This is a genomic window from Rhizobium hidalgonense (assembly GCF_005862185.2).
Taxonomy (GTDB): Bacteria; Pseudomonadota; Alphaproteobacteria; order Rhizobiales; family Rhizobiaceae; genus Rhizobium; species Rhizobium hidalgonense.
In genome coordinates, this window is record NZ_CP054027.1 from 884,286 (window position 1) to 911,138 (window position 26,853).

Genomic DNA, 26,853 nt, shown 5'->3' on the forward strand with positions numbered 1-26,853 from the left:
CGTCAGAACGTTATGAGCAATTCCAGCAAACGTGTGAGCGGGATTTCGCGTCCAGCAAGGCGCAAGGAAAATGCTCTAGGAGTCCTGCCCGGGCAGCAAGGCATGCCGGGAAAGCAGGGCGGAGAGTGTTTTTGCCATGATTGCGAAATCCAAGGCGAGTGTCCATTTGGACAAATACTCGACGTCGACCGAAACCCTGTTCTGGTAGCGGAGGTCGGCGTGCCCGGCGGTTCGCCAATAACCGGTCAGCCCGGGACGGACGGCCATATAGGCAGAGGCATGTTCACCGTAACGGGGCAGTTCTTCTTTGCTAATGGCGCGGGGGCCGACGAGGCTCATTTGGCCGAGCAACACGTTGATCAATTGGGGAAGCTCGTCGAGGCTCGATCGCCTGACGATATCGCCGACGACGGTGACATGCACATTGGCGGTTGCGTCGGCTCTTGTCGTCCGGAATTGGAGGCAGCCAAACTCCTTGCCGTTGTAACCGATCCGACGCTGGGAATTGAAAATTGGCCCCCAACTACCTAGCGCGATAATGACGGCGACCGAAAGAAGGAACGGCGATAAAAGCAGTAAAAAACTTGCCGCAATGATGATGTCCAATAGGCGCTTCAGAATTCTGCTGATCGCATGGGATTGTGACGAATTCAATGGACGTCTTTCCTGTCGCGCCCCGGCGACATCCCGCCAAGGTTCGGTTGGGTTGATGCCATGATTTTTTCCCGCCATCCGCGTCTCCGTAGAGCGAATTCCGGAAATCACAGTCCAAAGCTTGTTTGAATGTAAGTGTGAAGTCTGTGACCGAGGTCACATTCGCCAATAAATTCTTTATTTTTTGAAGAAATTTTCGAGAATAACTTTAATTGTTGTGCGTAATTTTTTACTTATCTGAGATGTTATCAATATATATTTGCGGCAACAATGTTATGCTTTTGCCTGTTGGATTTTCTCTGGGGCTACATTTGTCATAAATTTGTATAAAAACATTCCGTCGGCTCAATTGTGTGAATTCAACAGAATCCAATATGAATTTTATGATATATAAATGTGAGGATTCGTCATAATTATGTATAGTTTCAGAACGATATTTTTACTTTATTATTATTTGACTTTATAATTTAACATATTACGAATGCCTCAGCTAAAAATAAGTCAATTAGTCTGCGTGGAGCTGCGTGTATGGACGGGGCGATTAATATCAGAGACGACAGGACTAGGGGCGACGCCGCTCGAAAAGGCGAAGCGGTTACTTGCCGGCCTGCAGCTATTGTTTACGACGGCGGGGCGAATTTGGATCACGAGTTCCCGTTTAGCCGCACGAGTGTTCGAAAATTTCGCCGTGGTGAAGTGATTGCTAGCGCTGGTGTCCTCATCGATATGTTCGCCCGCGTGCATCGTGGGATGGTGAACGCAAGCACGCCGCTTGCAGATGGACGAGAGTTCATCGTGGAGATTATTCCAAAAGGCGGCTTGATCGGCGAATTGGAGGTGCTGCGCAAGCAGTCCCTCAGCTTGGAATATCGGGCCTCATCGGACTGCGAACTGCATTACTTCGATGGTCGTTTGCTGCGGGACTTGTGTGCGAACGATCCGCAATTTCAGGTGAAGATCCTGTCGAAGGCGCTGGCGCGTGTTTCCGAACTCGAACTGCGGATCATTTCCAGCGCCGGATCGAGCCTGAGGCAGAGATTGGCCCGGACGCTGCTGCGCCTTTCTGCCTTGTTCAAAGTGGACGGACAACATAGCGGCGATGAGCTGATCATCTCCCAACACGACCTGGCGGCGACGCTGCCGGCGTCGCGCGAAAAGGTCAATCAGTGCCTGCGGCGTTTGCGCGAGAGCAAAGTGGTCGACGGCACGCAGGGTAAAATTCGCATTCTTAATCGGAAGGCGCTGGAAGCTTATGCCGAGGGTGAAGCGTCCATCGCTTGAGGGGCGGGCGCCTCGACGAAAGAATGCGGCAGCGAAAACCTCAATAAAACCCGCCACTGGTGGGTTTTATGTTTTCCCGCAACCGCCGCACGCTTCAGGATGAGATAAACTAGACTTCGCTCTCCGAAGCATTCCTCCAGTATTTCCAGCCTTCACCCTGGATGAGCCCGTGATCGGAGAGATCCTTCCAGCTTCTGTAGGTGCCCGTATCGTCGTAGACGAAGTCATCCTTATCCTTGCTCGACGAATAGACCGCATACTCCTCCGTATGTTGGGACCGGTGCGCCGCATCGGCAACCTTGTGCACGAAGGTCGACAGGAATTTGAAATGCAGAAGGGCGCCCGATACGCCGAGGGCTCCGCGCATGTCGCCCAAATTCAGGGAGAGCGGCCAGACCTGGTGTGATGATTTGAGAAAAAGACGTTCGCCGTCGATATAGACGAGAGGTATCTTGTTGAGCGCGGGACCGTCCCAGAGCCGGTCGCGGAAATAGACCCGCCCGCGAACGCCGCCCTTGATCCATATCGTCCCGTTGCGTTCGTCGAAATGCGCGACATAGCCGGAGCGGTCGAAGAGATTGCAGACCTCAAGCGGATTGCGGCCGGGTTCGCATATGTTTTCGACAACGGGATGCCGGCTGTACATGTCGATCATGACAGAGCGCAGCGAATGACCGCCGGTGGCATCGATATAGGCGGTCAGTTGATCGATCGGCCGTGTGTCGCAATGCGGATAGACCAGGAACTCGTCGGCGTCGACGTAGAGAACCCATTTCTCCTGGCAGTGCCGGTTGATGATTTCGTTGATCCAGTCGTTTCCGAATCTCGCCGCCTTGTAGGATCCGTGGGCGGAAAGAACGGAGACATCGTCGAAGCCGGATAGCAACTCGGCCGTGCCATCGGTCGAGCCGTTGTCGATGCAAATGAAGTGCTCGAAGCCGAGATCGCGATAATACTGCAGGAAGAATGCCAGCCGGTGCCCCTCGTCGCGGATGACGCAGATGACAACGTGACGCGCCTGCTTGAGCCCGTTGCGCAGCAGGTCGTAGCGAAGCTGCCGAGCCTTGAGCGAGCGGCGCAGGCGAGCTTTTGCGTAATGCGAGATACTGGCGGCGGAGGCCCTATAACTCATATTCTGTCCTGAACATTATCCAGCCTGGAATGAATAGTTGCGCTTCCGCCTGCAATCCAAGGGTCGACCGCGATGCCGAGATCAGTCACGCGGATATTCATCCTCAGGCGGACCACATGCGTCACACGGCGTAATCGCCAACCAGCAGGCTCTGAACCCGCGGACTGGGTCCGTCCGTTTCGATTGCGTGTTTGATGCGCGCCCGCATCGACCGGTACTTATAGAGGACCTTACGATCGAGGCTTATTCCGCGATACAGCGAGTTGTAAATCGGATGTGCTTTGCGCAGGTCGACATAGACTTGGCTTTCCCTGTCCGTCCAGGGAAAGAAGGTGCCATGCCAGGGCTTCGGATGCGCCATATAATGGACGATCGACAAGGAGGACATGTTCACCAGGTGAAGGAACTGTTTGGGAAAATTCCAGCGGTTCGATACGAGGATGAGCGATGACCCGCAGACATAATTTAATGCGCCCTGATCATGTTTGCCCTCGCAGGCCTCGGGATTTCTAGCAAAAAGCTCGAGCGCCTCCTGTCCGATCCAGCCGTTGCGGTGGAATTTCAAAACCCCCGCGTTGAAATAATGGCTGTTCTTTCCGGTGTCGAGGAAGTCATGGATCGCCGTGTAATCGCGCGCCGCGAAAAATCTGCCCTCGGGCACAAAGGCACTTTCGAGCCTGCCGAGATCGCTGACGATCTGCGTATCCCCGTCAAGGTAGATGATCTGGCTATAGTTGGCAGGCAGGATCTCGCAAAGAACCAGCTTGGCCATCGTGCTGACGCTGATGCGTCCCTGGAAATGCGATCCGTCGAGCTTGCCGAGCGAATCCTGCAGCGCTTCGGTCGCGTCGATCAAGTCGACCCCGCTCGTTGCGAGCAGAGCTTTCAGTTCTTCGAAATTATCGAGACGTTCCGACATGAGAACACAGACATCGGTCGCCGGGCTTGCGAATTTGCGAGCCTGAAGCGCCGAGAGAATAGTCGGAAATGAATATTCGACATCGGTGACGTAGACGACGCACTGATTGTTCATGTCCTCACCTTTCCGATCGCCCACAACAGGAATGAATCGCTGTCGCTTTCCAAGTCGAGGGAACCGTTGTTGATTGAGCCGAGGGGCCTGTCATATGAGAGCCCAGTCGGGTATATATTGCCGAGATGCAGTCTCGGTCGTTGGCTGATCGGCGTCCGGCTGCCGGCGGTTTTCGTGTGTTTCATTGTCGAGATATTCACCATGAAGAATGCCCTGCATGCGACAAGGCGGCGTTTCGAGATCTTCTTCCCCGGCACGACGATGGCTACCGGGGTGCATGTCGGGTTGCAGCGAGAAGAGGTATTTGGATGCTGATCACCGCGCTTATCGCCGCCGTGGTTTCGATAGCTGCCGGTGCTTGCATCCGCGCCTGGGCTTTCGCAATCTTTGCATTCATTGTGGCAATCGGCTTCGGCGGCGTGGTTTTTGTGGACGGGTCTTCCGCGGTTGCGGCGATCGGATCCGGTATCGCGATCCTCGTGCTGATGGAGATCGGCTATCTGACGAGTGTATTCCTGTCGGGTCTCCTGCGGCGCAATGCCAGACTGCGGGCGAGCAATTCTGCAGACAGTGTCTCTGCCGCCAGCGAGCGTCAGAAGGGCTGACATTGAGACGCAAGCTGCCGCATATCCTTCGCCGGATCGCGGTTTGGGATCATTTTCGACCGGCAGCCTGATTTCACGGACAATCCCTGGCGGATGCGGTGCGGCCGAGCGGCCGCACACCCGCGTTCGCCCGTGTCCGGCGGCGCCCGGCGGCCATTCGGCGCCATTACGAAAGTTCCGAGCGGGCGTCATTGCGTTGAAAACATCGGCGCTCTCACAGGAGATGCCGATGCCTCCAAGGGGTGCCGCCTCGCGGGCGATGAGGCCGCCCGATGCCGCGGCACATAAGCTCCGGCCAGGCAGCCCGCGGCCAGCCCCGCCGAGGTGCTGAACAGCAAGCCGAGATCCGTGCCGCTGCCCGATATTGCTGCGGAGCCGATCTGTGCGATGGATGCCATCACGGCGGCGGTTCCGATCGCGTGGGTCTCCCGATCGCCGGATTTATACCGCCCGACTGCCCTCACCAGGCTGTACACGAAGACGGCGAACAGGGCGGTGCCGGTCAATCCGACATTGGACAGCAATGCGGCGATGAAACTGGAAGCTCGAACGGTGCCCAGTCCGGCGCCGAAAGTGGCGGTATCGACGAATGCGATCAATGCCAGGGTGTTCCAGGCGGTGCGCTCCTCGCCGGACTGCGATTGCAGCTTGTCCGATACGGTGGTGGTCAGGAGGCCGGCGATGGAATTCCATGCATCGGGAACAAGGCTGAGCGCGGTGATGGCGCAGGGGATGAAGAACAGTGTGATCGCCAGGAACATCATGTGCGCGGTCGTGGCGGGACCGCCGATCAGTCGTTTCAGGCAGAACAGCACGAACATGCAGAGAACGAAGACGCCCGCGACATAGGCGGTTGTCGAGGTGCAGAGCACGATGGTCGGGCCGATCAGAAGCGTTGCCAATCCAGCCATACGGCTTTGGACGCGCTCCAGCCAAAGCATGAGCGTAAAGCCGAAATAAGCCAATGCGACGGCGCCGTAAGCGCTTGCTTCGGGAAAGGGGCCGACGATGCGCTTGAAGCCGTGGATGGTCTCGGCCGTATGCATCGTATAATTCGCATTTCTGATGATATCGAGCAGCTGGACCTGGCCGATCTGGAACGTTGCGAGGTCGATCAGCGCGAAGGCAAAACACGCTATCGACGCGACGATCAGCTGCTGCGCGATGAAACGGCCATATCCGAGCCGGGCAAGTCCGGCGACGACGGCGAAGCAGGCGAGGTCGCCGAGCAGATAGACGGACTGGCTGAGATTGGACGAACCCGGAGCCAGCGGCGCCGCTACCGTCGACATCATGCCCGAGGGGTCTCTCGCGGAGGAGTAAACGAGGGTCGCACCGGCAAAGATACGGGGCAGGAAGAAGGACGACACCACGGAAAACAGGATGTAGCAGGCAAACCAGAAGCCCGGCCCCGGATAGGCGATGCTGGCGAGCGTCGCCTGCATCTGAACCGGGCGCAGCAAGGCGGCCATGACGAGAAAGAGCACCAGAAGATGGCTCGGCTGGATGCTGCTGCCGCCGAGCGCCGGCAGCTGCAGAGCCGCTGCTGCTCCGAGCAGTGTTGACAGGCATAGCGCGGTGATGGCAAAGCGCGCGCCGTTCAGCATGCTGAGCACGCCAAGCAGCAGAACCATGAAACCGATCGGCTCTATCGACATGCTTCAGATCCCGAGCAGGAGAGCGAGCGGCCGAGGCCTCGCTTTGGCGGAAAAGCGGCATCCACCTTTCGGCGGAATGGGCGAGGCGTCGATGATCACGACCGTCTCCTAATTCGATCCGGTCTGGGAAATCCAGCCGGCAGCGGAGCGATTGTCTCCGGCCACATCGGATGACGGGACCATCGAACTCTGTTTCTGCGGAACGGTATGCGGCGACGGAGATGGCGCCTGAAGGTTCGTGTCCAAGCCGACCTCGACGAGATCGTGCGGCAGCAATGCGGTTTGCTCGTCCGCCACGATGCTACGGGAGGTTCCGTCGTCGTTGCGACGCACGATCCTGTAGTTTTTCTGTGCCCTGCCGAGACCCGGCGCATCTGTATTGATCTGGGCGAGTTGAGCGTCGTAGCCAGCCTGCTCGCCGAGGAGCTGGGCGACCTGAATATCGATCGCCGCCCTGCCGATCGCGAGATTAACCTGGTTCAGCAGGTCCTGATTTTCGCTGTTCTGCCTGTTGACGATGTTGATCTTGGAACGGTCGGCTTCGCTGAGGCCCTGGCGAGCCGTGGTCAGGGCGACTTCGAGATCGATCAGGGTGCCTTGCGCATCCGCAACCCAGCGGTCGACCGAGACCTGGCGGGAATTGCTGACCAAGCCTTTGCTGACCAGGCTGTTGACATTGTCCAGCTCCTTCTGGGCAAGGTCGATCTGCCGCTTTTGCGAACTGATCTTGGCCTCCAGTGACTCGGCCTGCTGCCCATAGAGGCGGGTAAGGTCGTTCGCCGCTTCGATCTGGCTGGCGATGTCGACGCGCCGCAGCCGCATCAGGTTCAGTTCCTGGGCCTTGAGCTTGTCGACGTCGGGTGTTCCCAAGAGTTCGGCGGGGATTTCGAAACTCTGCTCGCCGGCGATCTCGGCACGCAGCCGCGCCTGCCGCATCAACAGATCGCGCCGGTTGAGAACGGCCGTCCGGTAGGCGCCGGCAGCCTGGATCCGGTCGCGCTCGAAATAGGTGTTGTCTTCACGTTCCCGCAGGAAACCGCCGGCGATGCTGACGGCCTTCATCACCGTCATGTTGGGTTCAAAAGGATAGCGGCCGGGGGTCTGCACGGTTCCGGTCACGAAAATCGGTGCATGTTCGGCAATCTCCAGGGCGATATACGGCTTTCCCGGAAGTGCCGATTTTTCGGCCAGCGCGCCGGCAATGGCATCGGCAAGCTGCTCGGTCGTCTTCCCATTCGCCTGCAGGTGGCCAGCGATCGGGATCGACAGATTGCCGGCATCATCGATGGTATAGACGCCGTCGAGAGCCTCCCAGCTGGCATAGCGGGAATCCGACGAGCGCCATTCGACGACGCGTAGTCTGACCTTGTCTTCCGGCACGAGGGTGAATGTTTGCGCATGGGCGACGCTCCAACCGGTCAGGCAGGCGAACGCCAGCAAGGCGAGTGCCACGGAAACGAGGCGATCGAACAAGGATGTAGGCTGCATTGGTCTATCTCCGTTTCGTTGCGATCGACGGTGAAGGCATCTCGCGCGGCGACGGAGTGCCGAGTTCGAGAATGCGGGACGGAGAGGCACGACCGACAAGAAGATCGGCTAGCGCCAGCACATTGCCGTTCAAACGTCCCCACCGGTCGATCAGGCGGTCCTTCAGCACGGCGCCCGACATATTTGCCAGGATGTTGCGGCCGATCTGCGCGATTGCACGGCCTTTCGACATCGTGCCCTTGCGGATCAGGTAGACAGGATTGGCGATCTGTGAATAACCGAGCCTTCGGCCGGGCTGGCGTCCGGATCTGACGCCGAGATGCACACCGCGGGCGCCTTCGACGTAGACGGACCGGCCGTGGCGGGCGATGGACCTGCTGAAATCGACATCCTCGAGCCAGCCGTAAAGCGGCAGCTGCTCGTCGAAGGTCAGGGCGTGCTCGACAACGGGCGCAAGGCGGACCGCCATGTTGCATCCATAGGCGTTGTAGACATCCGCGACATGCTCGGCGCCTTCGCCTGCCGTTTCGAGAACCTCCAGGGCCTTCGTCATGCTGAGGCCCCCGTCGAGGACCCCGTCAGCGAGTACCTCGCCGGTGGCGATTGCCACGTCCGGCTTTGCTGCAAAGACGGCCGCCATGCGCGACAGGAAAGTCGCGGCGGGAATGAAGTCGTCGTCGAGAAAGATCAGCACGTCCGCATCGGCTGATGCGGCCTGCATGATCCTGTTGCGCTGGACGGTCAGGCCGCGGCTGCCGACGATGACTTCCACGTCACTGCGGCCGGCGAGCCCGGCCGCATCCTCGATGACGGGCACGCAGACGATCAGCCGTTCGGCTTGATCCGGCAGGCCGGTGAGATAATCGATCGTCTCCCGCAATATCGAAGGGCGCCCGGCCGAGGCGATCCCCAGGGCAATTCGCAATGGGCGGTCCCGTCTTGCTGCTCCTGCCGAAGGTGAGATCATGACTCTATTCTCTTCGGTGCATGGTTGATGATCACGCCGAGGATCTCGGCGCCGACATTGCGCATGGTGTCGATGACGCGCACGGTATCGTCGATCGAGGTGCGCCCATGCGAGGTGACCACGAGGACGCCATCCAGCTCCGGCGCGATCGCATTGGCATCGGGGGAGGTCGAGAATGCGGAAATATCGACGAATATGGCGTCGAATTCCTTTTTCAGCTCGGCGAAGCTCAGCTGCGTGCGACGGGAGCTTAGACGAACGGCCGGCGTCACTGCTTCCACGTTGCCGAGCGGAAGGAATTTCAGGGTTGGGGTGAGGGGTAACGCCGCCGTCTGGATCAGTTCGCCGTTGTCGAGCACATCGATGAGACCTGTGGAACTATGGGGCGCGATCGATTTGCTCAGTGAGGATTTCTCCGCAGCCGCATCGATCAGCAGCGTGTCCGCCCCCGAAATCGACGACAGCACCGCCAGTTCGCATGCAATGGTCGATGCCCCGCTGCCGGGATCGACGGCGACGATTCCAATGACGACGCGGCGTTTGCGCCGAAGACCGACGATGGTTGCGCTCAATTCCGCCATGCCGGGAATAACAGGATAGGCTGCCGTATTGCTCGTGCCGTCGGCGAGGAAGCGGGCAGGGTCCCCATCCCGGCTCTGCTTCGATCTTGCCAGCAAGGTGACGATGGACACTCCGCCGGCATCCGCGATCTGCTGAGGACGGACGATCCGGCGGTCGCTGGCGTGCCTTATCATAGCGAGCGCCAAGCCGACGCCGAGGCCGACCGCCGCGGCAAAGGCTGTGATGAGCGTGCTGCGCGGCCTCGCCTTCGAAAGAGGCAGCGTGGCCCGCGAGACGATCGTGGCGTCGGACACGGGGTAGGTGATGCGCTGCTTGGCTTCGGTAAGCTGGGTCAGCGTGCTTTCATAAAGGGTGCGGCGGGCATCCGTCGCGCTCTGCAGCTCCGCAAGCTTGAACTGGTCGCGCGGATTGCTGTTGAATGTGTTCAAGGCGCTAGAGGCATCGGCGAGCCCGCGCTGCTGCTCCCTCAGGAATTTTTCCAGCCAGTCGCTGTATTGGCGGGAAGCATCGGCCTTCATTGCGATATTCTTCTGAATATATTGCCTGGCGAGTGTATCGGCGATGGCGACGGCCTTCTGAGGGCTCGACGCTGCAGCTGATATCTCGATGATCGTCGAACTCCCGATCCGGCGTATGTCCATCATGTTCTGAAGCGTGGCGATTGCCAGGTCGTGGAGCCGTTCCTCCTCGGTCCGGGGTCTGGTTGGCGTTTCACCCGTTCCCACGCCGGCGGCTTCCTGCGTGTCCGTCTGAGCAGAAAGAAGCCAGTCCTTTGCCTTGTCGAGCAGCGAAGGTTTCCAATCGACAAAGTCGGGATCGCTATCAAGATCGAGCGCTCTTACCGTCCCGCCGATGACATCGCTCGATCTGGCGATCTCCAGCTGCCCTTCTATGAATGCGTCTTCCGCGAAGGCTCTTTGAGCTTCGGTGCTGTTCACCTGCGGGAAGATCACAAGTTGCGTGCTGGCAACGTAAGTCGGCTCGGCGGTGAGAAGATAGCTGCCGGCCATCGCAAGAAAGGCAAAGATCGTAGCCACGATCCAGAGCCAGCGCATTCTGAGAAAAAAGAGCATGTCCCGCAGGGTCAGCGGTGAGTTCCCGCCGGTGGCTGCGGAGGCAGGCAGGGATATCGGGGAAACACCGCTGAAGATCGTGCTTGAGGTCATGTCGTCCTAATCCAAATGGCGAGATTACGGAGTAACGAGATACTGGCAGCTTGGAGGGGACGGGGGACTAGCGTGCCTTCCGACATCGGCCACGATCGGCAGCTCTCCCCTTTAATGCTCAGTACGAGCCACGCTGCGAAAACAGAGCGGGAATGGTCTTGGCAATGATGATGAAGTCCCGGCCAAGCGACCAGTTATTGAGGTAGTGAACGTCGAGGGACACCCGGTGCTCGTAGCTGACATCGTTGCGCCCGCTGGTCTGCCAATGACCGGTCAATCCAGGACGGACGGCCATGTAGGCCCATATATGCTCGCCGTAGCGCGGCAATTCCTCGGCGGTGATCGGCCGGGGGCCGACCAGGCTCATCTCGCCACGAAGAACATTGAACAGCTGGGGGAGTTCGTCGATGCTCGACCGCCTCAGGATATCGCCGACGACCGTGATCCTCGGATCATCCTTCAACTTGCGGGTTGCTTCCCATTCGCTGCGCGCAGCGGGACTGTTTTGCAGCAATTCGGCGAGTTGAGCGCTCGCATCGGTCTTCATCGTGCGAAACTTGAGGCATCCGAACGGCGCTCCGCCGAAGCCGATGCGCGTATGGGAATAGAAAACCGGACCGCGGTCGGAGAATTTCACGATCATCGCGACGAGCAGCAGAAGCGGGGAAAGCAGGATCAGGGCGGTGATTGCCAACAGAATGTCGAGGGCGCGCTTGGACGATCTGCCTGCTGCACGAGGCTGGGACGCATGGAGGTCGCCGTCTTTCGCAGACTGTCCGACACGCGACCATGCCTCGAAACTATGTGCTTGCCATGCCATCGGTGGTCTCCAAAACTTTCCGATTAAGAACCGTTCAAACTTTGCTGCGCCGCACCCTGATTGTCTGTTACCAAGGTCATAATCCTTAATTATTTCTTTATGCTACCAAATGGCGGAAGAGAATTGTCACTGTACCTTGTTCTATTTATTTTCATTCTAAATCACCACCAAAGCTACCTACTGGTGATTAACTCACGGAGATTCATTTATATTTTTGATGCCATGACAATTTTTAGTGTCTAAGACTTTTTGCAAGAACGACTCTCCAATTATGTGGCAGTTGTGCGGACGAATCGAATTTTGATTTCGGTATATGATGTATTTTCTGTTTTTCAACTGGGTATAAACTTTATCTTTACGCTAATTATCGGTGATGTTATTTGACTTGCCTATTAAGGCAATATAAATGATGCAGTGCAGCATTTTCTATGATCATTCTAGTACTCGGAGTTATGCGCATGGATGGAGCGACACACGCATCAGATCGTAAGGCCGGCATCGGCAGGGGGGCGATATCGACTGGCGGCGGCATTCATCTCGGCAGCCGGATAGTGCTCGACGATGAATTCCTTTCCTGCCGGTCGAGCGTCCGGCGTTTCCGGCGCGGCGAGGTCATCGCCGGCGCCGGCGTCCTGATCGATATGTTCGCCCGCGTGCATTCGGGCGTGGTCAGCGCAAGCACAATGCTGCCCGACGGCAGGGAATTTATCGTCGAGATCATTCCGAAATCAGGCCTGATCGGCGAACTTGAGGTTCTGCGCAGGCAGACATTGAGTCTTGAATATCGAGCCAGCTCCAACTGTGAGCTGCATTTCTTCGAAGGCCGCCTGCTGCGCGACATGTATGCCAGCGATCCGAGCTTTCGGGAGAAGGTCTTCTCCAGAGCGCTGGCGCGTATTTCGGAGCTTGAACTCCGCATTATTGCGAATGCGGCGTCGAGCCTGCAGTCGAGACTGGCCAGCACGCTGCTGCGACTTTCGGCTGTTTATGGAAAAGACGCGGCAAATAGCGGGGACGAACTGGTCATCTCGCAAAATGACCTGGCAGCGACGCTGCCGGCGTCGCGCGAAAAGGTCAATCAATGCCTTCGGCGCCTGCGAGAAGGCAAGATTATCGACGGGGGGCAGGGCAAGATCCGCATTCTCAACCGCAAGGCGCTGGAGGCTTGTGCCAACGGCGCGGTTTCGGTGAAGTAATGCGCCCGTCGTTTTCCGAGCGCACCCGATTCACCGCAAGCTTCGGCCGGTTTTCCGGCCCCCGCGCAACGACGATCGATCGGGTGGTCGTCATCGACGACTATTCGGTGGCCCGAGGCGGCGCGACAGGCCTGGCGGTGCTGTCTGCCAAGCTTTTTCGCGGGCTTGGCATCCCCGTAACCTATATTAGCGGGGATGACGCCGCCAATACGGAGCTTGCCGCACTCGGGGTCTCAATGGTCGGGCTGAACAGCCGCGACCTGCTCAGCGCCGATCGCGCGAAGGCATTGGTCACCGGCATTCACAATCGCGCCGCCGTCCGCATGGTGGCGAACTGGATTGCCGAAAAAGATACCGCCAACACCGTCTACCATGTGCATGGCTGGCACCAGATCCTGTCTCCCGCGATTTTCCGGGCGCTGTTGCCGGTCGCCGGACGATGCGTGGTTCACGCGCATGATTTCTTCACGGCCTGCCCCAACGGCGCGTTCTTCGACTACCAGGCGCAGGAGATCTGCCAGCGACGCCCGCTTGGCGGAGGCTGCATTGCGACAGCTTGCGACAAGAGAAGTTATTCGCACAAATTGTGGCGGGTAGCCCGCGGCTCCAATATCCTCCGGCTCTTGAAGGGGCAGACCGAATTCGGCCGGATCATCCTGCTGCACGAGAAGATGGCGAGTTTTCTCGTCGGCGCCGGTTATCGACCCGAACGGCTATCGACGATCCGCAATCCCGTCGCGCCACTCTCGATCAACCGCATCGAAGCAGAGGCCAACGACGAGTTCGTGTTCATCGGGCGGCTGGACGAGGAGAAAGGCGTTGAGGACGCCATAGCTGCCACGCGCAGAGCCGGCGTCAGGCTCTGCGTGATCGGGGACGGGCCGCTGATGCCGTTGGTCAGAGCATCGGGAGATCACGTCAGAGCCGTCGGCTGGCTGTCGCATGCGGAGATCGGCCCGACCATCCGCGAGGCGCGTGCGTTGTTGATGCCCTCTCGCTATCCCGAGCCGTTCGGTCTCGTCGCGATCGAAGCGGCCAGGAGCGGGCTGCCCGTCATCATGTCGCGCGGCGCCTTTCTCGCCGAGGAAATGGAAAGAGCCGGCATGGCACTTGCCTGCGATACGGCCGACGAATGCGCCTTTGCCGATATTCTGACGAGATACAGCCAGATGCCGATGCATGAGGTCCGCGCCATGAGCGAGCGGGCTTTCCAGATGTCGCCGGATCTCGCCTCGACACACGAGGAATGGCGCGACGCGCTTCTTGCCGAATATCACGGCCTGCTTTCGACGAATGCGGTTTTCGAGCCGGTAGACGGCATGGCGACACAAGGAGTATTCCGTTGACCCTGAAAGCAACAACCTCCCTTCCCGATGCGAGGGCGTTTCTCGCCGATGCGCCCGTCATGGCGAAACGACGTGTCGCCGAGGCCGGAAGCGCAAGCGACGCCAAGCAGCTTCGTGTCGCCATTGTGCATTACTGGCTCGTTTCGATGCGCGGGGGTGAAAAGGTCGTCGAAGAACTATGCCGCATGTTTCCGCAGGCAGACATCTTCACCCTCGTCTGCAACCGCGATCGCATCAGCGATTTTCTGAAGACGCGCAACATCCGCACATCCTTCCTGCAGAAGATCCCCGGCGCGCAACGGCATTACACCAAGATGCTGCCGCTGATGCCCTTTGCGCTCGAGCAGTTCGATCTGCAGGACTATGATCTGGTGCTCTCGAGCGAATCCGGGCCTGCCAAGGGCATCATCACGCGCGCCGACGCTCTGCATGTCTGCTACTGCCATTCGCCGATGCGCTATATCTGGGATCAGTTCCATGTCTACCGCCATGGGCTTCCCTGGGTGGGCCGCGCCCTGATGTCGATCACCGCGCCGATGCTGCGCGCCTGGGACGTGACGACAGCCTCGCGGGTGGATATGTTCGTCGCTAATTCCGACTATGTCGCTAGCCGCATCCGCCGCTTCTACGACCGGGAATCCATTGTCATTCATCCGCCGGTTGCGACCGATGATTTTGCAGTGGGCAAGGGGAAGGGCGAGTTCTACCTCTATGCTGGACAGCTGACCACCTATAAGCGGCCGGATATCGCTGTGCGCGCCTGCACCGAGGCCGGCCGGAAACTGGTGGTGATCGGCGAGGGCGAACAACTCCCTTATCTGAAGTCGATCGCCGGGCCGACCGTCGAGTTTCTCGGCCATCAGCCCTTCAACGTGCTGCGCGATCACCTGTCGCGATGCCGCGCCCTGTTGTTTCCGGGCACGGAGGATTTCGGCATCCTGCCGGTGGAAGCCATGGCATCAGGGCGGCCGGTCCTGGCCTTCGATGCGGGCGGCGCCCGGGAGACCGTATCCGCGCCGCAGGTCGGCTTCCGCTTTGCCGAGCAGACGACAGAAGCTCTTTTGGAAACGATGGCAGCATTCGAAGAGGTCGAGGACGATATCGATCCGCAGGCAATCCGCGCGCATTCGCTGAAATTCTCCTCCGCCGTCTTCCGCGATCGTCTGTCCAGCCTCATCGAGCAACAGCTGTCCAGCCATGACGACCGATCCGCCGACACCTTCAGACGACGGTCCGCTTGACGGGAAGGAACGCCGTTACCTGCCTTGCCGCCGTGACCGAAGCGTCTCAAACCCTTGACGAGGAATAGATAGATAGATCATGTCAAGCGTAGCTCAGAGGACGGCGACGGCGAGCATCTGGACCATCAGCGGAAAATTCCTGGCGCGGGTGCTGGATTTCGTCAGCCTGCTTGTCCTGGCAAGGCTTTTGAGCCCGGCGGATTTCGGCCTGGTCGCCATCGCGACATCGGTGCTGGTCATCGTCGAGGCGATCCTGGACCTGCCGTTGACGCAGGCGCTGATGCGTCAATCCTCACCGTCGGACGAGATGTTCGCCACGGCCTTCACCCTCAGCCTGCTGAGAGGACTGGCCATCAGCCTGCTGATGATGCTCATCTCCTGGCCGATGGCGCTGATCTACGACGATTCACGGCTTTTCGCCCTTGTCGCCGTTCTCTCGATCGCGCCTGCCATGCGCAGCACGATCAGTCCCCGCATGGTTCTTTTCATGCAGCGGTTCGATTTCAAACGCGAGTTCGCGCTCGATCTGATCGCCAAAGGGTCGACATTGCTGTTCGGGGTAGGGGTAGCTGTGGCAACAGGCAGCTATTGGGGGCTGGCGATCGGCGCGGTCGCCGGCCCGACTGCGGCGATGATCATGTCCTATGTCTTTGCGCCGATGCGACCGACGTTCAGCCTTTCCGAATGGACGCATTTTCAGGACATGATCAGCTGGAATACCGTGTCGCAGGTGCTGAATTCGATCAATTGGCAGCTAGACCGGCTGCTGCTGCCGCGTTTTACCGGCTTGTCGACGTTCGGCGCCTTCAGCGTCGCCGACAATATCGCGGCTATTCCGTACCAGACCTTCGTCGGGCCGTTGCTGCGCCCGCTGATGGCGGCATTCGCCACTGTCGAAGACCGCCGCAACCTGGTCGCCGCCTATCTCAAAGCGACGAATGCGATCACCTTCGTCGCGGCACCCGTGCTCATCGCGCTTGCCTTCCTCGCCGAGCCGACCGTGCGTATCCTCGTCGGAGAGAAATGGGCATCGTCCGCACCGATCTTGCAATGGCTGTGCCTTGTCAGCCTGCTCGGTCTTCCCACGAACATGATGCCGCCATTGGCCATGGTCATGAACAATACCCGTTATGTCGCTCTCCGGATGTTCGTCGAGTTCGCCGTCAGGGCTCCGGTCACCATTCTGGGCATCGCCTATTTTCAGGTGGCGGGGGCGCTGGGCGCGCGTGTTGTTGCGGTGCTTGTCGCCTATGCCGCATCGCTCGTCATCACGCGGCGGCTGATCGGCGCGACCTTTGCCTCGCAGCTGAATTCCTTTTTCCGGCCCCTGGTCGCAAGCTTGCCGATGATTGCTTTCCTGCTTTGGGTGCAGCCTACGCTCGTTGCCATGCCTCTCGGCCTCAATCTTATCGTCGCGCTGGCATCTTGCGGCGGGGCGGCAGCCACAATCTTCTGGGCCTTCGCGCTGCTGCTCTGGCAGATTCTGGGAAGGCCCGGCGGCATCGAGACCATCATCGTTCAACGGCTCATGCCGCGACGAAACGGGGTTCTCACCTCGTGATTGAGACAAGTGCAGCCCAAACGAGTTGGTCTGGCGTTTTTGGAGAAGCGGAATGCGTTACGGGATATCTTCTAAGGCTTTGGGTCTGCTCGTCGTTCTCGGTCTGGGGGCGCTTCCCGGCCGGCCCAGCGTCGCCCAGGAACCGCTCAATATCAATGCATACCAGCTGACCTTCGAGGAGAGTTTCGATAGTCTCGACGTTTCGGCCTGGGGAGAGAAAAGCTCCCGCTGGATCGCCCATACGCCCTGGAACGGCGATTTCGGTGATGCCCGTTTCACCGATCCGGCCCCCGGTTTTCCGTTTACCACCGATCAGGGAATCCTGAAGATCGAAGCGCGCAAAGAGGCCGATGGCACATGGCGCTCGGGCCTGCTGTCGTCGGTGAACCCTAGGGGTGAAGGCTTTTCGCAGCAGTTCGGCTATTTCGAAGCACGAATGAAGCTGCCGCCGGGCAAGGGTGTCTGGCCGGCCTTCTGGCTTATCGGCCTCGACCGGTCGAAATACACCGCCGAGATCGACGTGCTGGAATATTACGGCCGCGCGCCCTACGAATTCAGCATGGGTTTTCATATCTGGCGTCAGAGCCAGGGCGGGCAGAATACCACCGGCGGCTATTGGAATAAGGTCCAGGACGGAATTTTGAACAGCGACTATCACACCTATGGCGTCGATATCCAGGCTGACAAGACGAGCTTCTACTTCGACCGTCAGTTCCTTTGGAGCTTCGATACGCCGAAGGAGTTCCAGATGCCGTTTTATCCGCTGGTGAACCTGGCGCTCGGATCGGGTTGGCCGATCGATGAAACGCCGAACCCTTCCATCCTGCTCGTCGACTATATTCACGTCTACAAGCGGAAGCCTGTCGACGCCGCGAATTGAACAATCAGCACGATCGGCCGGATTGCTGTTTCACTGCTGGTGGAGACAGCTGAGACCGGTCTGCGGATCGAAGAGATGCATTGCCTCCTCATCGAAGAAGAGGGTGAGTTTTTCGTTGTCGCGGATCGGCGTGCGCGGCGGCAGGCAGGCCATCAGCCGCTGATGTCCGGCAAGGGCGGTGACGACGAGTTCCGGGCCGGTCAGCTCGGCGACCTCCAGGGTTGCCTCGATCGACGGGCCGGAACCGTTGGTGCGAAGCGCCTCGGGACGGATGCCGAGGACGAGGTCGCGGCCATTGCCGGCCGCATCGCGGAAACGGGCGGGCAGGGGCAGGCTGGTTTCGGAATGTGAAAGCGCCAGCCGGCCGTCGCGCGCCGTCGCCTGCAGCAGGTTCATCGGCGGCGCGCCGACGAAGGTAGCGACATAGAGCGTTGCCGGATGGTTGTAGATCTCCTCCGGCGTGCCCAGTTGCTCGATGCGGCCGTCGCGCATGACGGCAATACGGCTTGCCAGGGTCATCGCCTCGATCTGGTCATGGGTGACATAGACGACCGTCGTCTTCAGCATCTGGTGCAGTCGCTTGATTTCGGTGCGCATCTCCATGCGCAGCTTGGCGTCGAGATTTGAGAGCGGTTCGTCGAAGAGGAAGACTTCCGGCTTGCGCACCAGCGCGCGGCCGATCGCGACGCGCTGGCGCTGGCCGCCGGAAAGCTGGCTCGGCTTGCGGTCGAGCAGGTTTTCGATCTGCAGCAGTTTCGCCGCATCGCGAACCGCCCTGTCGCGCTCGCCCGCCGGAACTTTACGCATTTCCAGGCCGAAGCCGATGTTCCGGTGCACCGTCAGATTGGGGTAGAGGGCGTAGGACTGAAAGACCATGGCGATGTCACGGTCTTTCGGATGGACCGCGAGTACCGAGCGCCCGGCGATCCTGATGTCGCCGCTCGTTGCCTCGGCGAGGCCGGCGATGATATTCAGGAGTGTGGACTTGCCGCATCCCGACGAGCCGAGCAGCACGAGGAATTCGCCGCTCTCCAGCGATATGTCGATGCCTTTCAGGGTCTCGACGTCGCCATAGGTCTTGCGGATATTCTGGATGTCGAGCGCGCTCATGACACGGGCTCCTCGATGGACGAGGGATCACCATAGCTGCGGGGCAGGGTAGAGATGGCGCGCGAGGCGACCTCGGTTCCCGCCTTCAGGCAGGACACCAGCGGTTCATCCCTTGCGAGCGCGGCGAGGAAGGCGGCGTTGAAGACATCGCCGGCGCCGATCGTATCGACGACTTCGACGAGGGGTGCCTCCACCGACACCAGCAGGCCGTCCGGGCCGATGGCGATGGCGCCCTCCGGGCCGCGTTTGACGACGACGATCGCGCCGTCCGGCATGTGCGACCTGATCTCGCGCGCAGCCTCGACCGGATCGGCAATGCCGGCAAGCGTCGTCGTCTCGACCTCGTTCAGCAGCGCTACGCCGCTGCGGGAGAGCCATGCGCGCGTCTTCTCACAATTCTCTTCCGTCCAGCCGTTGAGCGGCCAGCCGGTGTCGAGCGCGACGGTGATATCGTGGCTGCCGGCCCAGTCGAAGAAAGCACCATATTCCTTTGCCAGATCGTCGGTCAGGAAGGCGCCGCAGAGAAGCGCGTAACCGCCGCGCAGCCTTGGACCGTCGATGACGGCGAAGACATCGGCAAGGCTGAAGCGCGGCAGATGGCCCGTCGTGGTGAAGAAGGTGCGCTCGCCGTCAGGATGGGTGATGCCGACGGAAAGCGTCGTTCTCTCGGGGCGCACCGGCCAGTTCTCAGACCGATGGCCGAAGGCTTCGGCAAGCCAGCGGCCGAACTGGTCGCTGCCGATATTGGCGGCGATCACGAATTCGATGCCGAGCGCCTGCCAGGCGAGCGCGCTGTTGCCGGCGGAGCCACCGACCCTGAGTTCGTCATGATCGACGATGATTTCCGTGCCGGCTTTCGGCCAGGGGGCGGCCGGTCCAAGGATGAGGTCGACATTGACGTTGCCGATGACTGCAAGCGGCCGCATTCATTCACTCCGGGTAATCTTGGTGGAACGGACCGGCGTCCCGGCATTTTCCACGCGGGCGTCGGCAAAGGCGATCATCAGTCGCTGGGCGATCGGCAGCATGGCGAAGATTGCAGCAAGGCCCGTTGCAGGGGCAAAGCGGATCGTCACTGCGCCAGTGACCGGCGCCTGCCCGGATGCGTCGAACAGGATGACCGGGGCGCCGGTCTCGACGACAGAGACCGCCATCGCCGTCACCAGGCTGGCCGTCTCGTCCAGGCCGCGGAACAGCACGACACCGATTTCTGGCCCCAGCATTTCCATCGGCCCATGGCGGAGTTGGCCGCCTTCGAGCGAGAAACACGGACGGCGCGATAGCTCCGTCAATCCGAGCGCCAATGCCTCGGCGACACCCTGCAGCCGGCGGCCTGAGGTGACGATGGTTGAGACATTTTCGAATGCGGCGAGGGCGGCGGCGATGTCATGGTCTACGGGCGCGCTGAGGGCGGCAAGTGCCGCCGCGGGATCTTCGCCAAGGGCGGTGAGGATTGCCAGATGCAAGGCGAAGGTCACCGTCAGGCTGCGGGTGGCAGCAAAAGCAAGTTCGGTGCCGCCGCTGCCGACCAGCGACGGGGCGGTTCTTGCGAGGAAGGAGCGGCTTTCGAGGGTCAGACCGAAGGTCTCCTGCGTGCCGCCGGTCTCGTCGAACCAACGCACCACCTCGGCGCTTTCGCCGGATTGCGAGGTGACGAAGATTGTTTTGCCGGCAACCTGCAGCGGCTGGCCAAGCTGTTCGGACAGCGGCAAGGCGACGGCATCGATGCCGTGCGCGCGGTAGAGCGGTTCGACGGCGCGGTTGACCGCATGCGAACCGCCCATGCCGATGAGCAGCAGGCGGCCGGTCTGCTTCAAGGAGGCGGCGGCCTTCGCCGCCATTGGCGTCGCAGCTTCATAGGAGGCGATTGCATCGGCGTGCTGGCGCGCCATTTCGCGATCGATCGCGGCAAGTCCGGCCGGGCGGGTTCTTTCTTCTGCCATGTTCATCCCTTGACGCCGCCGCTGGTCAGCCCCGAAATCAGGGCGCGTTGCATGACGAGACCGATCAGTACCGGGGGCAGGGCGGCGAGCACGCCTGCCGTGGCGATCAGTCCGTAGTCGGAAACGCGGCCGCCGGCGAGATCGGCAATTGCGACGGTCAGCGTCTTGGCGCGCTGGTCTGAGGTGAAGAGCAGCGCATAAAAGAATTCATCCCAGGCCAACAGGAAGGCAAAGAGGCTCGATGTCGCGACCACGGGAGCGGCGAGCGGCAGCGTGATGATCCGGAGTGTCTGGAACAGGCCGGCGCCGTCGATCATCGCGGCGGATTCGATCTCGCGCGGAATGGCATCGAAGCCCGACTTCATCAGCCAGGTGGTGAAGGGCGCCAGGATCGTCAAATAGACAAGGGCGAGGCCGAAGACGTTGTTCAGCATGCCGAGATGGGAGAGGCCCATATAGAGCGGCACGGCGAGCGCCACCGGCGGCAGCATATAGGTGGCGATCACCATCGACAGCGACCAGCCGACAGAAGGCGTGCGCGACACGGCCCAGCCGGCCGGAATGGCGAGCGCTATGGCGGCGATCGTCGCCATGCCGGCCACCTCGATGCTGTTGCGCAGCGACGAGGTGAACGCGGCGCCAGCGCTGTTTTCGAGCGTCGACAGCAGTACCTGGTATCGCGAGAAATCGACGGACTGCGGCCACCAGCGCAGCGGTTTTGCCGCGAGATCGGCGGCCGGCGAGATGCTCATGATGAAGAGCCACAAGATCGGCGCCAGGATGACCGCGGCAAGCAGCATCGCCGAGAGGTGAATGAAAGCTGAGAAAAGCGGGCTCCGGCGTTCCATTAGGCGGCGCTCCCGGCGGTCTTGCGCACGAGCGCCGCGTAGCCGGCGGCGAGCAGGGTCACCAGCAGGGTGACGATCAAGGCCAGCGAAGCGCCCGAGCCTGCCCGCTGGAAGGAGAAGGCCTCTTGATAGACCAGGATCGACAGCGTGCGGGTGCTGTTGGCCGGACCGCCGCGGGTCATGACCCAGATGATATCGAACACCTTGAAGGCTTCGATCGTGCGCAGCACTAGGGCCACCATCAGCGGGCCAGCGAGATAGGGCAGGATGACGAAGCGGAAGCGGGCGAAAGCGCCGGCGCCGTCGACGAGCGAGGCGGCGGTGATGTCGCGCGGCACGGCCTGGAGTGCGGCGAGCGCGATCAACGCCACCAATGGGAAATTCTTCCAGCAGTCGGCGACGATAAGGGCGGCGAGCGCCGTGCCCGGCTCGCCGAGCCAGGAGCGATAGGCGTCGAGCAAGCCGAGCTGGGTCAGCGCGGCATTCAATGCGCCGTATTCCGGATTGTAGATCAACCGCCAGAGCGTGGCGTTGACAACGGTCGGCAGCGCCCAGGGCAGGATCATCAGGGCGCGCAGCGCGGTGCGGCCGCGGAATTGCTGGTTCAGCAGGAGAGCGGCAAGAACGCCGATCACCATTTCGGCGGCGACCGAGACGATCGCGAACCATGCGGTGGTGATCAGCGTGCGCTGGAAATTCGAGCCTGAGAGCATCTTGGCATAATTGTCGATGCCGACGAAGCTGCCCTCGGTGCCGACGAGCTTGGCATCGGTGAAGGAGAGGCCGACGGTATCGACCAGAGGCCAGCCGATCACCGAGATCATCACCACGAGAAGCGGCAGCATCAAAAGCCACGCGCGGGTTGTCAGCCAAGTGCCCGACATCGAGGCGACCCTTTTCATTCATAGATTCTAAGACCGGGCAGCGGCGGACGCCGCCCGGGGTTTCATGCCGGGCTCAGAGGCCGCTGTTTTCCGCGGCCGACTTCAGCGCGTCCTCGGGGGAGGACTGGCCGAGCAGGGATTCCTGGATCGCCTGCTGCAGCGCGGTCGACAGTTCCTGATATTTCGGCGTCGTCGGGCGCGGATACATGGCGGCAAGGCCGACCTTGGCGGCGGAGATCAGCTCTTCCTGGCCCTTGGTGACGCCAGGGTCCTCATAGGAAGATGCCCAGATTGGAAGGCTGAGCTTGGCATAGGCGTTCTGCGTGGCCTGCGAGGTCATGAAGGTGATGTATTTCCAGGCCTCGTCGGGGTGCTGGCTGGCGGAGGTGATGCCGAGGCCCATCGAGCCGTTGACGGCCGAAGCCTGGCTCTTGCCGGCGACACCCGGCGCTGGCACGACGCCGACCTTGCCCGCGACTTTGCTGTCCTTCGGGTCGTTGGCCATGTTGTACATGTAGGTCCAGTTCAGCGCGAAAGCGGCATCGCCGTTTTCGAAGACCTTGCGGACGTCCTCTTCGAGGAATTCCTTGGAATTCGGGTTGGTCAGGCCGGAGGAATAGCTGGAGACCATGTATTTCAGCGCGTCGAGGCCGCCGCCGGTCTGGAAGGCCGGCTTGCCGTCCTTCAGGAAGTCGCCGCCGTAGGCGCTGACAAGCGTGGTGTAATCGCAGACGGCGGCTTCGGCCTGTGACCAGCTCCAGGCGATCGGCGTGGCGAGCAAGCCCTTGTCCTTGATCGCTTTTGCCTGGTCGGCCAGCTCGTCCCAGGTCTTCGGCGGCGCCTTGATGCCGGCCTTTTCGAGGATCTCCTTATTGTAGAACAGGTATTTGGTATCGAGGATCCACGGCATGCCGTAATATTTGCCGTCATATTGCACCGTGGTCCAGGCGCCTGGCAGTACGCCTTTCTTCATCTCGTCGGTGATGCGCGAAGAGACGTCGACCAGAACCTTGTTGGTGGCGTATTCGGCCGGCCAGATGACATCGAAGAGCACGACGTCGTAACCGCCGCCAGAACCCTGCGCCAGCACCGTCTTGTCGTGCAGGCCTTCATAGGGAACGAATTCGAGATTGACCTTGATGTCGGGGTTCGCCTTGGCGAAGGCATCGGTCATGGCGCGCACATCGGCTTCGCTGTAAGCGGCCTGCGCCATGAAAAGCGCGTTCAGTGTCGTTTCGGCGAAAGCATGCGGCGCAAGAGATGCGCCGATCAAGGCCGCACCCAGAAGCGTCTTGGTAAGGGATTTCAGCATTACAGCCTCCAGTTTTGTGACATTTACGCATTGTCGAGGGCGGCCTTCCGCCGTCGGTGTTCGAAAGTCGTCTCGGGGGCGTCGTCGGAGCCTTGTTGGCGTCCTGCGTTCCCTGGAACTCTTCGGTCCCTTATTAAGTCAATTGTCTTGACTTATTAGTTCTTCAACATTCTATTGGAGTCAAGAGGCAATTGCGCATGAATGACGTCAGGCCGATCCGGGCCAAGAGCGGCACTAACCACGAAGGCACCAGCGCGCATAACCGACGCGTGATAATCGATGCCCTGAGGATCAACGGTGAGCTTTCACGCGCCGATCTGGCGCGGGCGACATGGCTGACCAAGCAGACGGTGTCCAATATCATCGAGGAACTCGAGCGCGATGGCCTCGTCCGTTCGCAGGAGCCGGTGCGAAAGGGCAGGGGGCAGCCCTCGACGCCCTACCGGCTCGTGCCTGAAGGCGCCTTCGCGATCGGCCTGCAGATCGATCGGCATGTGACGCGGGCGGTCGCCGTCGATCTGATCGGCAGTGTTCTGGTGCGCGCAGAAGCCGGCCTTCCCACAGGAGGTCCATCGACGGGAGCAAAGGTTATCCTCGATCTCGTCGCCGAAGTGCGTTCCAAGCTTGCCGGGATCGTTCAGCAGTCGGAAAAGCGAATGGTCGGCCTCGGTGTCGCCATGCCCGGGCCCTTCGGGGTCGCCGGCAGCGGCGACGATCCGTGGATGATGGAGGCCTGGCAGAAGTTTCCGCTGTTGGAAACGCTGACCGCCGGTACCGGGCTCGATGTCGGCCTACAGAACGATGCGGCGGCGGCGGCGACTGCCGAACGCATGGTGGGAGCCGCCCATGGTCTCGACCATGCAGTCTGCCTCTTCGTCGGCTACGGCATCGGCGCCGGCCTTATCCTGAATGGCGAACTCTACCGCGGCGCCAATGGCAATGCCGGCGAGATTGGCATGGCGCTGCTGTTTGCAGACGGTAAAACGACGCCGCTCGAACATCGCGCTTCGCTCGCCTCGCTCTATCAGCATCTCTCGGCCGATCCCGCCGATCCCGACCTGCATACATGCATCAACGATCTTGCCTCAAGGGGCGATCAAAGCATCGAGACCTGGATCGAAACGGCGGCCGTGGAACTGCGCTGGAGCATCCATCTGATCGAAACGGTCTTCGATCCGCAGACGGTGATCCTCTGCGGTAGTGCCCCGGAAGCGCTGGTCAACAGGTTGATCGTGGCCATCGGCCCGCTACTGCCTTCGATCGCCGAACGACCTGGCCGCATGCTGCCGCGCCTGCAGCCCGGCATGGCCGATCCCTGGTCGGTGGCGCTCGGGGCTGCCGCCGGGCCGATCAACCGTGCATTCGATCCGCATTTCGCTGCAATTTTGAAGGATTCCCTCTGAATCAGAGGCTGAAACCGGGCATTGCACAGCAGTGCAATGGCGTAGAGATAGCCGGGTTTGGAAGTTTTCATGCGACCATATCTCCGAATAGAGATGCTGCATCGCAATAGAGGCAAATATTGAAACCCCTTGAAAATTATAATTATTCGAATACAAATATGTCTGTTCGGCAGTGCGCTGGGGGAGGCTGGCGAGGCTTCTCTAAATATAGCCTCGGCTGCGGCAAATAACATCCGAATGAAGGTTTTGTGACGGCGCGATTTCGATCGTTTCATGTCATGTAATATTCATTGGCCGCGGTAATTTGAACCAGCTAATAGGGCGTGCGCCGAAAGTGCGCGTCCCTTTTACGTTCGAGGTTCTCATGCAAGCCAAGCTTCTCGGCGCCGTTGGCGCCCTTCTCGCTACAGCGTTTCTTGCCGCTCCCGCTGCCGCCGCCGATAAGACTAAGATTGACTTCTGGTTCGGCAATTCCGGTGACATTGCAAAGCGTGTCCAGGAACAGTGCGATCGGTTCAACCAGTCGCAGGCCGATTACGAAGTTGTCTGCACCAGCCAGGGCAGCTACGACGCTTCCCTGCAGAACACCATTGCAGCCTTCCGCGCCGGCAAGCAGCCGACCATCGCTCAGGTCTCCGACGCCGGCACGCTCGACATCATGCTGTCCGGCGCCTACTACCCGGCCAACCAGCTGATGACCGACATGGGCTATACCGTCGACTGGAAGGATTATTTCTCCGGTATCGCAAACTATTATGCGACGTCGAAGGGCGAGATGTATTCCTTCCCCTTCAACTCCTCAACCGCTCTGCTCTACTGGAACAAGGACGCCTTCGCCAAGATCGGCAAAGACCATGCGCCGGCCACCTGGCAGGAAGCCGGCGAAGATTTCAAGGCTCTGAAGGATGCAGGTTATGCTTGCCCGCTCGCCTTTGACATCTCCAGCAACGAAGTCTGGCAATACGTCGAGCAGTTCGAAGCCGTTAACGGTGAAGCGATTGCCACCAAGAAGAACGGCTTTGAAGGCCTCGACGCCGAGCTGACCTACAACAAGAACCCGCTGCTCGTCAGCTACATCAAGGATCTCAAGTCCTGGTACGACAACAAGCTTGCCTTCATCAAGAACAAGGCCGTCGGCCAGACCTTCGTCGAAGCCTTCGCCGCCGGCGATTGCCAGGTCATCCTCACCTCGGTCGGCGACCACGGCAATATCGGCCGCACCGCCAAGCAGGGCATGAACTGGGGCGTTGCCATGCTCCCGACCTATGGCAACGCAACCCGCCACAGCTCCTATGTTGGCGGCGCTTCGCTCTGGGTTCTGAAGGGTCACTCCGACGCCGAATACAAGGCTGCCGCTGCCTTCTTCAACTTCATTGCCAAGCCGGAAGAAGCTCTGACCTGGTCGACCGTGACCGGCTATATCCCGGTTCGTAACTCGGGCTTCGAATATCTGAAGAAGCAGGGCTTTTACGATAAGGCTCCTTACGCCGGCCGTGAACTCGCCATTCAGAGCCTGACCGCATCGCCTGCCGACGACACGGCTCCGCACGGCATCCGCCTCGGCGGCCTGCTGCAGGTCCGCACCGAAATTGCCAACAGCCTGCAGGCGATCTTCGTCAACAATGCCGACGTCCAGGCTTCTCTCGACGGCGCTGCCGAACGCGGCAACCAACTGCTGCGCCGCTTCCAGCAGACCTACAAGAACGTTCAGCTCCCCTGATTGCTGATTTGAGCCGCACCCGG

General features: G+C 60.2%; 23 protein-coding genes. 9 read left to right on the top strand and 14 right to left on the bottom strand.

Translation table 11 applies throughout. The features are described from left to right. Positions 1–75 precede the first annotated feature (75 nt). Positions 76–732, bottom strand: a complete 657-nt coding sequence (locus FFM81_RS04125; RefSeq protein WP_025416933.1) for a sugar transferase — start codon at positions 730–732, stop codon at positions 76–78. A 450-nt stretch (positions 733–1,182) separates the two neighbouring features. Between FFM81_RS04125 and FFM81_RS04130 the strand changes: the two genes are divergently transcribed. Then, positions 1,183–1,935 (top strand): Crp/Fnr family transcriptional regulator, encoded by a 753-nt coding sequence (locus FFM81_RS04130; protein WP_138384894.1) that lies wholly within the window; start codon positions 1,183–1,185, stop codon positions 1,933–1,935. Between the two features lie 109 nt (positions 1,936–2,044). Here the strand turns inward: FFM81_RS04130 and FFM81_RS04135 are convergent, their stop codons facing one another. Together FFM81_RS04135 and FFM81_RS04140 are read right to left on the bottom strand one after the other, a co-directional pair. After that, a complete protein-coding gene (locus tag FFM81_RS04135) occupies positions 2,045–3,067 on the bottom strand; it encodes a glycosyltransferase family 2 protein (protein ID WP_003566126.1) in 1,023 nt (340 codons plus the stop codon). A gap of 121 nt (positions 3,068–3,188) precedes the next feature. Next, positions 3,189–4,100 carry a glycosyltransferase family 8 protein gene (locus FFM81_RS04140; RefSeq protein ID WP_003566125.1) on the bottom strand — a complete coding sequence of 304 codons (912 nt, stop codon included), beginning with the start codon at positions 4,098–4,100 and terminating at the stop codon, positions 3,189–3,191. 308 nt (positions 4,101–4,408) lie between these two features. Between FFM81_RS04140 and FFM81_RS33310 the strand changes: the two genes are divergently transcribed. Beyond that, positions 4,409–4,705 carry a hypothetical protein gene (locus FFM81_RS33310; RefSeq protein WP_003566123.1) on the top strand — a complete coding sequence of 99 codons (297 nt, stop codon included), beginning with the start codon at positions 4,409–4,411 and terminating at the stop codon, positions 4,703–4,705. A gap of 188 nt (positions 4,706–4,893) precedes the next feature. Here FFM81_RS33310 and FFM81_RS04150 read toward each other — a convergent pair whose 3' ends face one another. The 5 genes from FFM81_RS04150 to FFM81_RS04170 form a co-directional block, all read right to left on the bottom strand. After that, positions 4,894–6,363, bottom strand: coding sequence for a hypothetical protein (locus tag FFM81_RS04150; protein ID WP_003566122.1), 1,470 nt, complete (start codon positions 6,361–6,363; stop codon positions 4,894–4,896). Between the two features lie 108 nt (positions 6,364–6,471). Beyond that, positions 6,472–7,851 carry a polysaccharide biosynthesis/export family protein gene (locus FFM81_RS04155; RefSeq protein WP_003566121.1) on the bottom strand — a complete coding sequence of 460 codons (1,380 nt, stop codon included), beginning with the start codon at positions 7,849–7,851 and terminating at the stop codon, positions 6,472–6,474. Positions 7,852–7,855: 4 nt separating this feature from the next. Then, entirely contained in the window at positions 7,856–8,818 is a 963-nt protein-coding gene (locus tag FFM81_RS04160) for a glycosyltransferase family 2 protein (RefSeq protein WP_138384895.1), read from the bottom strand. Next, entirely contained in the window at positions 8,815–10,473 is a 1,659-nt protein-coding gene (locus tag FFM81_RS04165; protein WP_246401195.1) for a GumC family protein, read from the bottom strand. Before FFM81_RS04165 ends, FFM81_RS04160 begins: the two co-directional genes overlap by 4 nt. Positions 10,474–10,684: 211 nt before the next feature. Then, entirely contained in the window at positions 10,685–11,386 is a 702-nt protein-coding gene (locus FFM81_RS04170; RefSeq protein WP_128398139.1) for a sugar transferase, read from the bottom strand. A 458-nt stretch (positions 11,387–11,844) separates the two neighbouring features. On the opposite strand from FFM81_RS04170, the gene FFM81_RS04175 reads away from it, so the two are divergent. From FFM81_RS04175 to FFM81_RS04195, 5 genes are all read left to right on the top strand, one after another. Then, a complete protein-coding gene (locus FFM81_RS04175; protein ID WP_128398138.1) occupies positions 11,845–12,582 on the top strand; it encodes a Crp/Fnr family transcriptional regulator in 738 nt (245 codons plus the stop codon). Next, the gene (locus FFM81_RS04180; protein WP_138384897.1) at positions 12,582–13,928 is read left to right on the top strand and encodes a glycosyltransferase family 4 protein; all 1,347 of its coding nucleotides are present in this window, start codon (positions 12,582–12,584) and stop codon (positions 13,926–13,928) included. The genes FFM81_RS04175 and FFM81_RS04180 overlap by 1 nt, the downstream gene beginning before the upstream one ends. Then, complete coding sequence (locus FFM81_RS04185) at positions 13,925–15,169, top strand: glycosyltransferase family 4 protein (RefSeq protein WP_138384898.1); 1,245 nt, start codon at positions 13,925–13,927, stop codon at positions 15,167–15,169. The genes FFM81_RS04180 and FFM81_RS04185 overlap by 4 nt, the downstream gene beginning before the upstream one ends. Before the next feature lie 79 nt (positions 15,170–15,248). Further along, positions 15,249–16,730: a lipopolysaccharide biosynthesis protein gene (locus FFM81_RS04190; RefSeq protein WP_003566114.1), complete on the top strand. Its 1,482-nt coding sequence runs from the start codon at positions 15,249–15,251 to the stop codon at positions 16,728–16,730. A 52-nt stretch (positions 16,731–16,782) separates the two neighbouring features. Next, a complete protein-coding gene (locus FFM81_RS04195) occupies positions 16,783–17,610 on the top strand; it encodes a glycoside hydrolase family 16 protein (protein ID WP_003566113.1) in 828 nt (275 codons plus the stop codon). A gap of 30 nt (positions 17,611–17,640) precedes the next feature. Here FFM81_RS04195 and FFM81_RS04200 read toward each other — a convergent pair whose 3' ends face one another. The 6 genes from FFM81_RS04200 to FFM81_RS04225 form a co-directional block, all read right to left on the bottom strand. Further along, entirely contained in the window at positions 17,641–18,720 is a 1,080-nt protein-coding gene (locus FFM81_RS04200; protein ID WP_003566112.1) for an ABC transporter ATP-binding protein, read from the bottom strand. Beyond that, the gene (locus tag FFM81_RS04205; RefSeq protein WP_003566110.1) at positions 18,717–19,646 is read right to left on the bottom strand and encodes a PfkB family carbohydrate kinase; all 930 of its coding nucleotides are present in this window, start codon (positions 19,644–19,646) and stop codon (positions 18,717–18,719) included. Before FFM81_RS04205 ends, FFM81_RS04200 begins: the two co-directional genes overlap by 4 nt. Then, the gene (locus FFM81_RS04210; protein ID WP_025416922.1) at positions 19,647–20,669 is read right to left on the bottom strand and encodes an SIS domain-containing protein; all 1,023 of its coding nucleotides are present in this window, start codon (positions 20,667–20,669) and stop codon (positions 19,647–19,649) included. Next, complete coding sequence (locus tag FFM81_RS04215; RefSeq protein WP_138384899.1) at positions 20,666–21,511, bottom strand: carbohydrate ABC transporter permease; 846 nt, start codon at positions 21,509–21,511, stop codon at positions 20,666–20,668. Before FFM81_RS04215 ends, FFM81_RS04210 begins: the two co-directional genes overlap by 4 nt. Then, a complete protein-coding gene (locus FFM81_RS04220) occupies positions 21,511–22,395 on the bottom strand; it encodes a carbohydrate ABC transporter permease (protein ID WP_003566104.1) in 885 nt (294 codons plus the stop codon). The genes FFM81_RS04215 and FFM81_RS04220 overlap by 1 nt, the downstream gene beginning before the upstream one ends. Positions 22,396–22,468: 73 nt before the next feature. Continuing rightward, complete coding sequence (locus FFM81_RS04225) at positions 22,469–23,707, bottom strand: extracellular solute-binding protein (RefSeq protein WP_003566102.1); 1,239 nt, start codon at positions 23,705–23,707, stop codon at positions 22,469–22,471. 197 nt (positions 23,708–23,904) lie between these two features. Between FFM81_RS04225 and FFM81_RS04230 the strand changes: the two genes are divergently transcribed. Beyond that, positions 23,905–25,110 carry an ROK family transcriptional regulator gene (locus FFM81_RS04230; RefSeq protein WP_003566100.1) on the top strand — a complete coding sequence of 402 codons (1,206 nt, stop codon included), beginning with the start codon at positions 23,905–23,907 and terminating at the stop codon, positions 25,108–25,110. A 364-nt stretch (positions 25,111–25,474) separates the two neighbouring features. Further along, positions 25,475–26,830, top strand: a complete 1,356-nt coding sequence (locus FFM81_RS04235; protein ID WP_003566098.1) for an extracellular solute-binding protein — start codon at positions 25,475–25,477, stop codon at positions 26,828–26,830. Positions 26,831–26,853 lie beyond the last annotated feature (23 nt).

What these genes read in the sequence shown, in the direction of transcription:
- FFM81_RS04200 (WP_003566112.1), bottom strand. Translation starts at nt 18,720, where the DNA reads ATGAGCGCGCTCGACATCCAGAATATCCGCAAGACCTATGGCGACGTC.
- FFM81_RS04125 (WP_025416933.1), bottom strand. Translation starts at nt 732, where the DNA reads ATGGCGGGAAAAAATCATGGCATCAACCCAACCGAACCTTGGCGGGAT.
- FFM81_RS04170 (WP_128398139.1), bottom strand. Translation starts at nt 11,386, where the DNA reads ATGGCATGGCAAGCACATAGTTTCGAGGCATGGTCGCGTGTCGGACAG.
- FFM81_RS04160 (WP_138384895.1), bottom strand. Translation starts at nt 8,818, where the DNA reads ATGATCTCACCTTCGGCAGGAGCAGCAAGACGGGACCGCCCATTGCGA.
- FFM81_RS04230 (WP_003566100.1), top strand. Translation starts at nt 23,905, where the DNA reads ATGAATGACGTCAGGCCGATCCGGGCCAAGAGCGGCACTAACCACGAA.
- FFM81_RS04205 (WP_003566110.1), bottom strand. Translation starts at nt 19,646, where the DNA reads ATGCGGCCGCTTGCAGTCATCGGCAACGTCAATGTCGACCTCATCCTT.
- FFM81_RS04140 (WP_003566125.1), bottom strand. Translation starts at nt 4,100, where the DNA reads ATGAACAATCAGTGCGTCGTCTACGTCACCGATGTCGAATATTCATTT.
- FFM81_RS04130 (WP_138384894.1), top strand. Translation starts at nt 1,183, where the DNA reads ATGGACGGGGCGATTAATATCAGAGACGACAGGACTAGGGGCGACGCC.
- FFM81_RS04175 (WP_128398138.1), top strand. Translation starts at nt 11,845, where the DNA reads ATGGATGGAGCGACACACGCATCAGATCGTAAGGCCGGCATCGGCAGG.
- FFM81_RS04150 (WP_003566122.1), bottom strand. Translation starts at nt 6,363, where the DNA reads ATGTCGATAGAGCCGATCGGTTTCATGGTTCTGCTGCTTGGCGTGCTC.
- FFM81_RS04180 (WP_138384897.1), top strand. Translation starts at nt 12,582, where the DNA reads ATGCGCCCGTCGTTTTCCGAGCGCACCCGATTCACCGCAAGCTTCGGC.
- FFM81_RS04220 (WP_003566104.1), bottom strand. Translation starts at nt 22,395, where the DNA reads ATGTCGGGCACTTGGCTGACAACCCGCGCGTGGCTTTTGATGCTGCCG.
- FFM81_RS04165 (WP_246401195.1), bottom strand. Translation starts at nt 10,473, where the DNA reads ATGCTCTTTTTTCTCAGAATGCGCTGGCTCTGGATCGTGGCTACGATC.
- FFM81_RS04195 (WP_003566113.1), top strand. Translation starts at nt 16,783, where the DNA reads ATGCGTTACGGGATATCTTCTAAGGCTTTGGGTCTGCTCGTCGTTCTC.
- FFM81_RS33310 (WP_003566123.1), top strand. Translation starts at nt 4,409, where the DNA reads ATGCTGATCACCGCGCTTATCGCCGCCGTGGTTTCGATAGCTGCCGGT.
- FFM81_RS04215 (WP_138384899.1), bottom strand. Translation starts at nt 21,511, where the DNA reads ATGGAACGCCGGAGCCCGCTTTTCTCAGCTTTCATTCACCTCTCGGCG.
- FFM81_RS04225 (WP_003566102.1), bottom strand. Translation starts at nt 23,707, where the DNA reads ATGCTGAAATCCCTTACCAAGACGCTTCTGGGTGCGGCCTTGATCGGC.
- FFM81_RS04155 (WP_003566121.1), bottom strand. Translation starts at nt 7,851, where the DNA reads ATGCAGCCTACATCCTTGTTCGATCGCCTCGTTTCCGTGGCACTCGCC.
- FFM81_RS04235 (WP_003566098.1), top strand. Translation starts at nt 25,475, where the DNA reads ATGCAAGCCAAGCTTCTCGGCGCCGTTGGCGCCCTTCTCGCTACAGCG.
- FFM81_RS04135 (WP_003566126.1), bottom strand. Translation starts at nt 3,067, where the DNA reads ATGAGTTATAGGGCCTCCGCCGCCAGTATCTCGCATTACGCAAAAGCT.
- FFM81_RS04190 (WP_003566114.1), top strand. Translation starts at nt 15,249, where the DNA reads ATGTCAAGCGTAGCTCAGAGGACGGCGACGGCGAGCATCTGGACCATC.
- FFM81_RS04210 (WP_025416922.1), bottom strand. Translation starts at nt 20,669, where the DNA reads ATGAACATGGCAGAAGAAAGAACCCGCCCGGCCGGACTTGCCGCGATC.